This is a genomic window from Polaromonas sp., assembly GCF_036676035.1.
Lineage (GTDB): Bacteria > Pseudomonadota > Gammaproteobacteria > Burkholderiales > Burkholderiaceae_C > Polaromonas.
Map to the genome: position 1 here is coordinate 1 of NZ_JAKFDR010000099.1, position 12,472 is coordinate 12,472.

Sequence of the window (12,472 nt, forward strand, 5' to 3'; positions counted from 1 at the left end):
GGTGGCCGGCGCGATGGAGAGCATCAAGCAGGCCAGCACGCAGAACGTGGCCAGTGCCCAGCAGCTGGAGGTGGCCGCGCGCAACCTGGACGAGCTGGGCCAGCGGCTCAAGCAAATGGTCGAACGCTACAAAGTGTAGTCAACAAGATCATCATGAGCACCAAAGAAGACAAGTTCCTGCAGCAACTTCGGGCGACCTTCAAGGTCGAGGCCGAGGAGCATTTGCAGGCGATCGCGGCAGGTTTGCTGGAGCTGGAAAAAACGTCTTCAGCCAAGGCGCAAGGTCAGGTTGTGGAGACGGTGTTCCGCGCCGCGCACAGTTTGAAGGGAGCGGCACGGGCGGTGGACTTCACCGAAATCGAGTTGCTGTGCCAGTCGATGGAGGATGTGTTCGCCAGCTGGAAGCGGCAGGAAAACGTGCCGTCGTCCGATGCACTCGACACGCTGCACCGCGCACTCGATGCCGTCACCGGGGCACTGGCCGCGCCTGCAGGCTCCGCTGCGCAGCCTGCTTTGTCACTGCTGCGCCAGGCCTTGCGCCCGTTCGCAAGCGCTTCCTCTTCGGCCCACCAGGAGCCTGCCGCGGCAGACCCGCCCGCGATCGAGCTTGCTGCAACTGCTTCGCCTGTCGCAACGGGAAAAATGCCGCCCCAGGATACCGTGCGCGTCGCGGTATCGAAACTGGAGGCCCGGCTGCTGGAGGCCGAGGAAATGCTCACGGCAAAACTGACTGCCGACCAGCGGGTGGCCGATTTGCGCGAACTGTCCGGCCGCTTTGATGCCTGGCGCAATGCCTGGGCGGAGGTCGAACCGCAAGCGCGCCAGCTGCGCCAGCAGCCCGCACAGCCCGCCGCGGGGCTGGCCCGGCTCCTGGATTTTTTTGACTGGAGCCTGGACTACGTCAGAGCCGTGGAAAGCAAGGCCGTGGCGCTGGAGCGGACGGCGCAGCACGACCGCCATGCCATTGGAAAACTGGTGGACGACCTGCTGGAGGATTCGAAGAAGCTGCTGCTGCTGCCGTTTGCGACGATTTCGGCATCGTTCCCGAAACTGGTGCGCGACCTGTGCCGCGATCAAGGCAAGGAGGCCGACCTGACGGTCCATGGCGAGGACATCGAGATCGACAAGCGCATCCTGGAGGAGCTCAAGGACCCGCTCGTTCACCTGCTGCGCAACAGCGTCGACCACGGTATCGAGACACCCCAGTCGCGCACGCAACTGGGCAAGCCTGCCCGTGCCACGATCACGCTTGCCGTGTCTCAGGTGAGCGGGAGCAAGGTGGAAATTTCCGTGTCCGACGACGGCGCGGGCGTCGACACCGCCAAGGTCAAGGAGTCGGCCATCAAGCAGGGGCTTGTCTCGGCGGACGAGGCGCGCCAGTTGGACGACGCACAGGCGCAGACGCTGATTTTCCAGGCCGAAGTGAGCACCAGCGCGATGATCACCCGGCTGTCCGGTCGTGGCCTGGGCCTGGCCATCGTGCGCGAGAAGGTCGCAAAACTAGGGGGCACCGTTACGGTGGAGAGTCAGCCGCATCGGGGAAGCTGTTTCCGCATGGTGCTGCCGGCTGTGCTCGCGACGTTTCGGGGAATTCTGATCGAAGCCGAGGGGCGGCTGTTCGTGGTGCCCACCTTCCACGTCGAGCGTGTGGCGCGTGTGAAGGCCGACGAGGTTCAGGCCGTGGAAGGCCGCGAAACCATCGCCTTGGGCGGACGCGCCATGGCCCTGGTCCGGCTGGCCGAGGTGCTCGAGCTGCCACTCGTGCCGCGCAACGGCGAGCCGCCCGCCGACACGCTGGTCGTCGTCCTCGGCGTGGCCGATCAGCGTGTTGCGTTCGCGGTCGACGCCGTGCTCGACGAACAGGAAGTACTGGTCAAGCGCCTGGACAAACCGCTGGCGCGCGTGCGCAATATCGCCGGTGCCACGGTGCTCGGCTCCGGTCAGGTGGCGCCCATTCTCAATGTGGCTGACCTGCTCAAATCTGCCCGCAAAGCGGGCGGGGTGGCGCTGCGCGTTGCGGCTGGCGCGAAGCCGGTGGAGGCCGGGACCGTGCTCGTCGCCGAGGATTCCATCACCTCCCGGATGCTGCTCAGGAGCATTCTGGAATCCGCTGGCTACAAGGTCAAAACTGCGGTGGACGGGATGGAGGCTCTCACCCTGTTGCGCACCGAAAAATTCGAGCTGCTGGTTTCCGATGTGGAAATGCCCCGGCTGAACGGCTTTGACCTGACGCAAAGGATTCGCGCGGACAAGAAACTGGCGGAATTGCCGGTGGTGTTGGTGACGGCGCTGGAAACGCGGGAGGACCGCGAGCGCGGCGTGGACGTGGGTGCCCATGCCTACCTGGTCAAAAGCAGCTTCGACCAGAGCAACCTGCTCGAGGTTGTCAGGCGGTTGATTTAAAGGTGTTGGAGGCAATATGGTTCAGTTACTCAGCAGTCCGTAACAAAGGCGACGCCGCCCATGCTGTCATTCTGAGCAAGGCGAAGAATCTTGCCGGCATACCAAGATCCCTTCGCGCAGCCTGTCCTGAGCTCAGTCGAAGGGCTCAGGATGACAAAGCATGTCGCACTGCTTTCGGACTGCTGAGCAAGAATTTGGGAGGCGTGGAGCTTTTATGACCGACGACAAAATCAAGGTTCTGGTGGCGGAAGACTCGGCGGTGATACGCATGCTGCTGGTGCAACTGCTCGAGTCGGATCCGCAGATCAGCGTCATGGGCGCCGTCAGCGACGGCCGGGCTGCGTTTGATTTCGTCCAAAGCAACAAACCCGATGTGGTGCTCATGGACATCCATATGCCGCAGCTCAATGGTTTCGAAGCGACCCGGCGCATCATGGAAACGAAACCGGTGCCCATCGTTATTTGCAGCGCCACCTCAAATACCAAGGACCTTGTTTTCACCTTCGAGGCGATGGAAGCGGGCGCCATTGCCTGCGTCGAAAAGCCTTTGAACCGCGAGCGCGACGATTTCGAAGCGCTGGCCGCGCACATGCTGGAGACCGTGAAACTGATGTCCGAGGTCAAGGTCGTACGCCGCACGGCCCGTGCGCGCCGCAACTACTCCCCGCCCGAGGCGCATCCCGTGGCACCGCCGCAGCGCGCCGAGGCGCAGATCAAGTTGATCGGCATCGGCGCGTCCACCGGGGGGCCACCGGTGTTGCAGGCCCTGCTTGCGGCCTTGCCGAGGGACTTTCCCGTGCCCTTGCTGGTGGTGCAGCATATTACGCAAGGATTTCTGCCCGGCATGGCCGACTGGTTGAGTCTCACCACCGGCCTGCAGGCTCACATCGCTTCCAGCGGAACTCGCCCGCTGCCGGGCCATGTGTACCTGGCACCCGACGATTTTCATATGGGCATCGGCAGCGACGGCACAATTATCTTGACCCAACAGTCGCCAGAGAATAACCTTCGACCTGCGGTGTCGTTTTTGTTCCGCTCGCTGGCCGACGTGTACGGCCCCAACGCACTGGGCGTGTTGCTGACCGGCATGGGCAAGGACGGCGCTGAGGAACTGAAAGCCATGAAGAACAAGGGTGCCATCACCATCGCCCAGGATAGGGATAGCTCGGTGGTGCATGGCATGCCCGGTGTCGCCATCGCGCTGGGTGGCGCCACCCATGTGCTGCCGGCGGACAAGATTGCACAGACGCTGGTCACGCTGGTCAACCGCAGTAATGGCATCGCAAGAAACTCAGATCATGGGAACCCGTAATACGCCATCATCCAGTTTGCCCGTGAAAATCCTGATCGTGGAAGACAGCCCCACCCAGGCCCAGAAGCTGCGGCACATTTTCGAGGCGCATGGCTACGAAGCGCGCATCGCCAGCAACGGCCGCATCGCGCTGGAAATGGCGCCCCAGTTCCGGCCGGCGGTGATTGTCAGCGACATCGAGATGCCGGAAGTGGATGGCTACGAATTGACCCACCGGATCAAGGCGAACCCCGCTCTTCGCGACATCCCGGTCATTCTCGTCACCAAGATGTCCGATCCCGGGGACGTGATCCGCGGGCTGGTGTGCGGCGCCGACAACTTCGTCCTCAAGCCTTACGACGAGCGCTATCTGCTGAGCCGCGTGCAGTTCATGCTCGTCAATCGCGAGCTGCGCGAGGCACAGGATGCCACCATGGGCATGGAAATCGATTTCGACGGCCAGAGGCATTACATCACCGCCGATCGCCTGCAGATTCTCAACCTGCTCTTGTCCACTTACGCCGCTGCCGCCCAGCGCAACAAGGAACTCCACCAAAGCCAGGAAGAACTGCTGCAGGTGAATACCAGGCTGACCGAATTGACGTTTGAACTGGAAGACCGCGTGAACCAGCGGACCCGGGAACTGGAACGGTCCCACGACGAGCTGCGAGAGAGCGAAGCGCGTACCCGGCTCACTATCAACACGGCGTTGGATGCCGTAGTGACCATGGATGCCCAGGGCATCATCTGCGACTGGAACACGCAGGCGGGCGCCATTTTCGGCTGGATGCCCGACGAGGCCGTCGGCAAACCGATGGCCGAACTTGTCATCCCGCCACGATATCGCGATGGCCATGCGCGCGGGCTGAAGCATTTCCGGGCTACCGGCGAGGGGCCGTTGTTAAACCGGCGCATCGAAACCACCGCCTTGCACCGGGATGGCCACGAGTTTCCCGTAGAGTTGTCCATTACGCCGATGACGGTCAAGGGCGTCTGGATGTTCAGCGGATTTGCGCGGGACATCACTGAACGCAAGCAAGCGGAAGAACAGATCCGGCGTCTGAACGAGGGGCTGGAGCAGCGCGTCCATGAACGGACGGCCCAGCTCGAGATCGCCAACAAGGAACTGGAGAGCTTCAGTTACACGGTGTCGCATGACCTGCGTTCTCCGCTGATCGTGATCGACGGCTTTACCAGCATGCTCGAGAAGATTTTTGCCGACCGGCTGGACGAAAAAGGCGCGAGGTATTTCTCCCTGATTCACAGAAACACCCAGCGCATGGGCGCGCTGATCGACGATTTGCTGGCCTTTTCCAAGCTCTCCCGCCAGACTGTCGCCAAGGGCGAAGTGGACATGAACCGGCTGGTGCGCAAGGTGGTGGAAGAAGCGCTGCAGGATCAGCCGGACGGCCATGCGCCAAAGATCGAAGTGGGCGCGCTGCCGGTGGCCGTGGCGGACTCCCGCTTGCTGCGCCAGGTCTGGACGAACCTGGTCTCCAACGCGATCAAGTACAGCAGCAAAACGCCCAACCCCGTGATCGAAGTGAACGGGCGCACGGAGGGCATGGAAAATGTGTACTCGGTGCGGGACAACGGCGTCGGCTTCAGCATGGATCACTACGACCAGCTGTTCGAGGTGTTTCAGCGCCTGCATCACACCAATGACTTTGAAGGGACCGGTGTGGGACTGGCCATCGTCCGTCGGGTCGTGACGCGCCATGGCGGGCGCGTATGGGCTCAAGGCAAGGTCAATGAAGGTGCTGAATTCTATTTTTCGCTGCCTGCCGCGAGGTGATCGGCCGATGGTCGCCATCGGTCACGCTGGTTAACCGCAGCAATGGCATAACGAGGAGATCAAGTCATGAGAACCCGTAGTACACCATCGTCCAGTTCGCCCGCGAAAATCCTGATCGTGGAAGACAGTCTTACCCAGGCGCAGAGATTGCGGCATATTCTCGAGGAGAGCGGGTACGAAGTGAGCGTCGCCAGCGACGGCCGCATCGCGCTGGAAATGGCGCCCCAGTTCCGGCCTGCGGCGATCATCAGCGACATCGTGATGCCGGAAGTGGACGGCTACGAATTGACCCGCCGGATCAAGGAGGACCCTGCCCTTCGCGGCATCCCGGTCATTCTCGTCACCGCGATGTCCGATCCCCAGGATGTGATCCGCGGGCTGGAGTGCGGCGCCGAAAACTTCGTCCTCAAGCCTTACGACGAACGCTATCTGCTGAGCCGCGTGCAGTATGTGCTCGTCAATCACGAACTGCGCAAGGCGCAGGATGCCAGCATGGGCGTGGAAATCCATTTCGACGGCCAGAGGCATTACATCACCGCCGATCGCCTGCAGATTCTCAACCTGCTGCTGTCCACCTACGCCGCCGTCGCCCAGCGCAACAAGGAACTCAGCGAAAGCCAGGAAGCCCTGGAGCAGCGCTCCGCACAGGTGTTGTCGGCGAACCGCTTCCTGGATTCGATCATCGAAAATATTCCCGATGCGGTGATCATGAAGGATGCGGCCGAGCTGCGGTTTGTCCGCATCAATCGTGCCGGCGAGGAATTGATGGGCTACACGCGCGAGGAATTGCTCGGCAAGACCGAACACGACTTCTTCCCCAAGGAAGAGGCCGACGCCTTTACCGCCAAGGACCGTGAAACACTGGCGCATGGCAGGGTTGAGAACATCCCTGAAGAGCCGATTCACACGCGTAACAAGGGCTTGCGCGTCCTGCACACGAAAAAGGTTCCGGTGTTCGACGAGTATGGCCAGGCTAGCCATGTACTGGGGATTTCCGAGGACGTCACCGAGCAAAGGAAAATGGAACGCGAAATCCGACGCCTGAATGCCGCGCTGGGCGAATGGGCGTCCCATCTCGAAGCCAGCAACAAGGAACTGGAAAGCTTCAGCTACTCGGTGTCGCATGACCTGCGTTCTCCGCTGATCGTGATCGACGGCTACACAAACATGCTCGAGAAGGTTTGCGCCGACCGGCTGGATGAAAAAGGAGCAAGGTATTTTTCCCTGATCCACAAAAACATCAGACGCATGGGCACGCTGATCGACGATTTACTGGCCTTTTCCAAGCTCTCCCGTCAGCCTGTCGCCAAGGGCGAGGTGGACATGAACCAGCTGGTGCGCAAGGTGATAGAGGAAACGCTGCAGAAACAGCCGAATGGCAATGCGCCAAAGATCGAAGTGGGCGCGCTGCCGGCCGCCTTGGCGGACCCCGGCTTGCTGCATCAGGTGTGGACGAACCTGGTCTCCAACGCGATCAAGTACAGCAGCAAAACGCCCAACCCCGTGATCGAAGTGAACGGGCGCACGGAGGGCATGGAAAATGTGTACCGGATCCGGGACAACGGTGTCGGTTTCAGCATGGATCACTACGACCAGCTGTTCGAGGTGTTTCAGCGCCTGCACCACGCCAGTGACTTTGACGGGACCGGCGTGGGGCTGGCCATCGTCCATCGGGTCGTGACGCGCCATGGCGGGCGCGTGTGGGCTCAAGGCAAGGTGAATGAAGGCGCCGAATTCTTTTTTGCGCTGCCTGCCGCGATGTCATGAAAGGCCTCCATGCATCCTGAACTTTCGCCAACCGAAGAGTTGGTCAATCAAGGGCTTGAGCCCATCGTGCTGCGCGCCTTGCAGCGGTTCCGCGCCCTGCTTCCAAGCGAGGTTGAACTGGCCCTGGCGCTGACGCACGAAGATCCTCGCGTACGCGCCCATGCCGATAGGCTGGAACAGGCACTGCTGAGTGTTTTTATCGTGGCATGGCATTCCATGCTGGGCGTGGCGACGCAGGTCGTCGTGGAGATGAGCGAGGTCTTGCTGGATGACGTCGTGCTGGACCTGGATGCAGACAAATTGCAGGGCGGGCTGCCGCCCAGGCGCTACGCACGGCTGGTCGTCAGCAACAGCAGCCAGGTGACACCCGGCCCTTTCCATACGCTGGTGCCAGCGCCCGCGCTGATCGACGACAGGCCAGCCAGCGCGCACCGTCTCCATCTGGCGCAGGTACGCGACATCATTGCCCAGCACCAGGGCACGATGACCGTGTCCCCGGAACCAGGCCGAGGAACCGCTTTTGATATTTACCTTCCGACCGCGCTGCCGCTGGAAACCCAGGCGGTCAGCGAGTCGGGCTCTGAGGCCAATCACATCATCTACGTGGACGACTACGAAGGCATGCGCTCTCTGGTCAGCGATACGCTGCCCGATGCCGGCTTTCGGGTCACCTGCTATGAAAGCGGAGAAGAGGCCCTGTCGGCCCTTCACGCGAACCCGTTTGGATGTGATGTGGTGGTCACCGACTACAGGCTGCCAAACTCTTCCGGCATCGAACTTCTCAAGCAGGTCAAGCGGCTGCGTGCCGACCTGCCGGTGATCATTATTTCGGGCTACATGAACGAAGCGCTGAAATCCATGGCCAACGATCACGGGGCGGCGCTGGTCATCAGCAAGACCCATGACCTCAGTGAGCTGTGCATCGCGCTGCACGAGCTGCTTGGCCATCCGCCGGACCCTGCTTTGGTTAGTTATTCTTCCTGGGGCCAGCTGTAAGCAGCCACTAGGGTTGCCCCTGTTTGACTTGTTTGACCTTTGCCCTGTTTGTCTGGAGGCCCCATGGCTATTCACGAGTTGTTCGCTTACCTTCACGTCAAAAACGCCGGCGCGGCGATCGAGTTTTACCAAACCGTCTTTGGCGCGACGGAGAAGTTTCGCCTGGTGGAGCCCAGCGGGCGCGTGGGCCATGCGGAGCTGGACTTTAACGGCACGACGCTGATGATTTCGGACGAGTTTCCGGAGTACGGCCTCCAGGGGCCGGACGCGGCGGCACCGGCCACGATGACGCTGCACCTGCATGTGGACAACTGCGACGAGGTGATCGCACGGGCCATGCAGGCAGGCGCGAAGCTGGAGATGGCGGCGCAGGACCAGTTTTATGGCGAGCGCTCGGGCAGCTTTCGCGACCCGTTTGGCCACCGCTGGAACGTGGGCCACAGCATTGAAGACGTGGCGCCTGAAGAAATGCAGCAGCGCTATACCGGAATGATGCCGCCATCGGGTTGATGACATGGCGTGAGTGCTTGGAATCGATCCTCCATCCGTCATCATTCACTATAAAATCGATAGCTGTTTATGCAGTATTTGCTTGGGCTACAGGCTGATTTGACCTGTAAAACCCGCCCCCAGCACGGCGGGCGGTTACTCAGCAGTCCGAAAGTAGTGCGACATACTTTGTCATCCTGAGCGCAGCGAAGGATCTCGGTATGCTGGCAAGATTCTTCGCTGCGCTCAGAATGACAGCATGGCTGGCGTCGCCTTTGTTACGGACTGCTGAGTAATTCCCTGAACGTCCTCAAAACTGACACCCGAGACTGCTATGCTGGCGGCGCTGGCCGGGCGGTTGTACATGCGTGGCGTTGTCCCCGGCTGCGAAGGCCTTACCCATGAAACTTTTGTCCAAGTACTTTTTCCGTGGCCTCATCACGGTGCTGCCGGTGGCCCTGACGCTTTACCTGCTGTATATTTTTGTGGCCTGGATGGAAGGGCTGTCGCTATGGCTGCTGCGCCCGCTGATCGGCAGCTTTTACGTTCCGGGCCTGGGCCTGGTGTTTGCCATGCTGGGGATTTTCGCCATTGGCGTGCTGGTGTCCAGAAGCAGCGTGCGCCGGATGCTGTCGTTTGCCGAGCTGCCGTTTACCAACATTCCCGTTGTCAAAAGCATTTACTCCTCGCTCAAGAGTTTTGCCGACTACTTTTCCCCCACCAGCAAACACGGCTCGCAGCAGGTGGTGATCCTGCGCATGCCGGGCCATGCCATGGAAATGGTGGGTTTGATCACGCGCCGCAGCTTTGCCGATTTGCCGGCGGGGTTTTTGCCCGGTGAGCGTGTGGCGGTGTACCTGCCCATGGGCTACATGATTGGCGGCTACACCGTGTTTGTGCCTGCCGAGTGGGTGCAGCCGATAGCGATGTCGGTCGAAGAAGCCATGCGCTCGGCGCTGATCGCGTGGATGGCACGCCCGGATGCAGGCCCTGCCAATCCGGCCAGCCAAAGCGCCGCAGACGCCGCGCCATCGCAGTAATATTCTTGTTGAGCCGAAAGGATTGCCATGAAGCTGTACTACAACCCGAAAAGCCGCGCGGCCATTGCCAAGTGGATGCTGGACGAATGCGGCGCCGATTACGAGATCGTGCTGATTGACCTGGAAAAGCGCGAACACAAAACGCCCGCGTTTCTGTCCATCAACCCGGCAGGCAAGCTGCCGGCGCTGCTCGATGGCCACCAACGGCTGTATGAAACCCCCGCCATCTGCCTGTACCTGGCCGAAAAGTTTCCACAGGCCAAGCTGGCCCCCGAGCCGGGTGCACCGGGGCGCGGGCGTTTTCTGTCACTGATGATGTACTCGACCGCGCAGCTGGAGCCTTCGATGGGCGACAGCATGATGAAGGTGGAGACCCATCCCCAGCGCGGCTGGGATGACTTTGAGACGGTGAAGAACGTGATCGAGCAGGAGCTGGGCCATGGCCCCTACCTGCTCGGTGAGCAGTTCACCGCGGCCGACATCATGGTCGGCTCGATGTTCATGTGGCTGCGCCTGTGGGGCGTGCACACCGGGCGAGCCAGGCTGGAAGCCTATATTGACCGCCTGGCAGCCCGGCCTGCGGCCATGAAGATGGGATGAGGCGGCGCCCCCCACGCTGTCATTCTGAGCAACGCGAAGAATCTTGCCGGCATACCGAGATCCTTCGCTGCGCTCAGGATGACAAACCAGGGGCAAGGGCTTAACTGAACCGTATTGCGCTTATAGCCCCAAGCGCTCAACGCGCGTGCCTGGGCGCTCCGGGAGGGGCGCCACGGCCGGCGATGTGGCGGAAGGTGATGCGGCCCTTGCTGAGGTCGTAAGGCGACAGCTCCAGCGACACCTGGTCCCCCGCGAGGATGCGGATGTGGTTCTTGCGCATCTTGCCGGACGTGTAGGCCACCAGTTTGTGGCCGTTGTCCAGCGTGACGCGAAAACGCGAATCAGGCAGCACTTCGTCAACCAGCCCGTGCATTTCAATGAGTTCTTCCTTGGCCATGGTGCTATCTTTCGTAAAAGGTTGAAAAAAGGGAACAGTCGGCGCGTGTGGCTTAGGCGCAGCTCAGTGCCGCGCGCTCGCGAATCCAGTTCAGCGCGTGCTCGGTGGCGTAGTTGACAGCCGCAGCGGCATCGTCAAACAGGGTGCTGAACCGCAAAACGCGGTCATGCGTGGCGCTGCCACGGCCGGAACGGATGGAGACGGAAGCGGCGTAGCGGCCTTCGTCAAGCTGTCGGGCCAGCGGCGAGACAAGGTATTTGCCCACCGCCAATGGGGTGTGATCGTGATTCATAAAGTTTTGGGTGCCAGCGGCATCGGCCCTGGCGCAGTCAATAAGGGAGAACAGGCTTGCGAGCAAGCCAACGGGTGTTCGGAAGTCCACCGGCCAGCCCCTGGCGGGGCGGGGCTGGTTGAGCCATGAGTGGGCACCTGTCGGATAAGTGCTCGCTGGGAAAATAGAACAGTGCTGAGAGGGTTCAGGGCTGTATGGGCGCTGAAAGCAGTGTCAAAGCGCTGCGAATTCGGGCTCTGGGAAACGCCGCGCTTGAGAAGGAAGCCGGTCTAAAAAGGCTTCGATATGAAAAGCGGATGCGATACCGAAGCGCTTATTGTAACCGCAGACCAAAAAACGCGTAGCTTGACTACCCTTCGAACTGCGGATGCAACTGCCGGATACGGTTCATGGCCATGCCGGCGGCGGCCGTGCGCGTTTCCACGCCGAGCTTGGCATACACGCGCTCCAGGTGCTTTTTGACGGTCGCCGGGCTGGCGCCCAGGATGTCGCCAATGTCGCGGTTGATCTTGCCTTTGACCACCCAGTAAAGCACCTCCGCCTCGCGCGCGGTGAGCCTGAAGGACAGGCTCATGGCCTCGACCACCGCGTCGTCCGAGGTCTCGCGCATGATGATGAGCCAGTCACCACCCCCTTCGCCTGTGGCCTCGCTGCCCTGGTCACCGGTTTGCTGGTGCAACCGGAATGTCAGGCGTCGCGGGCCCTGCTCGACGGTCAGGCGCGGCGGCTCCATCATCGCCTGCGCCCCCCCGGGGGGCAGGCGCAACGCGCCGTGGGGGTCGTGACCCGTGTGGCGGCGCAGCCAGTTGAGCACCGGCTCGGGCGTTTGTGGCGCGCTGGTGCCGTAGTAGCGCATGAGCAGATCGCGCGCCAGCGGTGTTTGCCACATGAGCTTGCCGTCGTCCGCGCGCACGGTGATGCTGGCATAGCCAAACGCATCCAGCGCACTGCGCGCCTGCCCGGCCTGCCGCGCCTCCTGCCGCGCGCGGCGCGCGCCCTGCAGGTGCACGCCCATGCGGGCCATCACCTCCTTGGGTTTGATGGGCTTGGTCACGTAATCCACCCCGCCGGCCTCCAGCGCCGCCACCAGGTGCTCGGTCTCGGTGAGCCCGGTCATGAAGATGATGGGAATGTGCGCCGTGGCGGCCGTGGCTTTCAGGCGCCTGGCCACTTCAAAACCGTCCATGCCGGGCATCATGGCGTCGAGCAGCACGATGTCGGGCAGCGCCTGGGCGGCGCGCTGCAGCGCCGCCTCGCCGCTGGTGGCCACCAGCACGGTGCAGCCCGATTCGTCAAGCGCATCGTGCAGCACCGAGAGGTTGTCGGGCACGTCGTCCACGATCAGCACCACATCGCTGTTGGCGCGGTCCAGGGTCTGGTCGAGTGCGTTGGGTGGCATGGG

Annotated in this window: 11 protein-coding genes; 8 read left to right on the top strand and 3 right to left on the bottom strand. The window is 61.8% G+C overall.

Translation table 11 applies throughout. The features are described 5' to 3' along the window. Positions 1–153: 153 nt before the first annotated feature. From V6M61_RS14790 to V6M61_RS14825, 8 genes are all read left to right on the top strand, one after another. Positions 154–2,403, top strand: coding sequence for a hybrid sensor histidine kinase/response regulator (locus tag V6M61_RS14790; RefSeq protein ID WP_332777347.1), 2,250 nt, complete (start codon positions 154–156; stop codon positions 2,401–2,403). 214 nt (positions 2,404–2,617) lie between these two features. Continuing rightward, complete coding sequence (cheB, locus tag V6M61_RS14795) at positions 2,618–3,715, top strand: chemotaxis-specific protein-glutamate methyltransferase CheB (RefSeq protein ID WP_332777348.1); 1,098 nt, start codon at positions 2,618–2,620, stop codon at positions 3,713–3,715. Next, entirely contained in the window at positions 3,702–5,489 is a 1,788-nt protein-coding gene (locus V6M61_RS14800) for a PAS domain S-box protein (protein ID WP_332777349.1), read from the top strand. Before cheB ends, V6M61_RS14800 begins: the two co-directional genes overlap by 14 nt. A 66-nt stretch (positions 5,490–5,555) precedes the next feature. Next, positions 5,556–7,256, top strand: coding sequence for a response regulator (locus tag V6M61_RS14805; RefSeq protein WP_332777350.1), 1,701 nt, complete (start codon positions 5,556–5,558; stop codon positions 7,254–7,256). Positions 7,257–7,265: 9 nt separating this feature from the next. Beyond that, positions 7,266–8,252: a response regulator gene (locus V6M61_RS14810; RefSeq protein WP_332777351.1), complete on the top strand. Its 987-nt coding sequence runs from the start codon at positions 7,266–7,268 to the stop codon at positions 8,250–8,252. A 63-nt stretch (positions 8,253–8,315) separates the two neighbouring features. Then, positions 8,316–8,762, top strand: coding sequence for a VOC family protein (locus V6M61_RS14815; RefSeq protein ID WP_332777352.1), 447 nt, complete (start codon positions 8,316–8,318; stop codon positions 8,760–8,762). 380 nt (positions 8,763–9,142) lie between these two features. Beyond that, positions 9,143–9,781 carry a DUF502 domain-containing protein gene (locus tag V6M61_RS14820; protein WP_332777353.1) on the top strand — a complete coding sequence of 213 codons (639 nt, stop codon included), beginning with the start codon at positions 9,143–9,145 and terminating at the stop codon, positions 9,779–9,781. Between the two features lie 27 nt (positions 9,782–9,808). Continuing rightward, positions 9,809–10,381: a glutathione S-transferase family protein gene (locus tag V6M61_RS14825; RefSeq protein WP_332777354.1), complete on the top strand. Its 573-nt coding sequence runs from the start codon at positions 9,809–9,811 to the stop codon at positions 10,379–10,381. Positions 10,382–10,517: 136 nt separating this feature from the next. Here V6M61_RS14825 and infA read toward each other — a convergent pair whose 3' ends face one another. The 3 genes from infA to V6M61_RS14840 form a co-directional block, all read right to left on the bottom strand. Further along, positions 10,518–10,778 carry a translation initiation factor IF-1 gene (gene infA, locus V6M61_RS14830; protein ID WP_332777355.1) on the bottom strand — a complete coding sequence of 87 codons (261 nt, stop codon included), beginning with the start codon at positions 10,776–10,778 and terminating at the stop codon, positions 10,518–10,520. Positions 10,779–10,830: 52 nt separating this feature from the next. Next, on the bottom strand, positions 10,831–11,070 hold the full coding sequence (locus V6M61_RS14835) for a hypothetical protein (protein ID WP_332777356.1): 240 nt from the start codon (positions 11,068–11,070) through the stop codon (positions 10,831–10,833). A 349-nt stretch (positions 11,071–11,419) separates the two neighbouring features. Further along, entirely contained in the window at positions 11,420–12,469 is a 1,050-nt protein-coding gene (locus V6M61_RS14840; RefSeq protein WP_332777357.1) for a response regulator transcription factor, read from the bottom strand. Between the last annotated feature and the right edge of the window lie 3 nt (positions 12,470–12,472).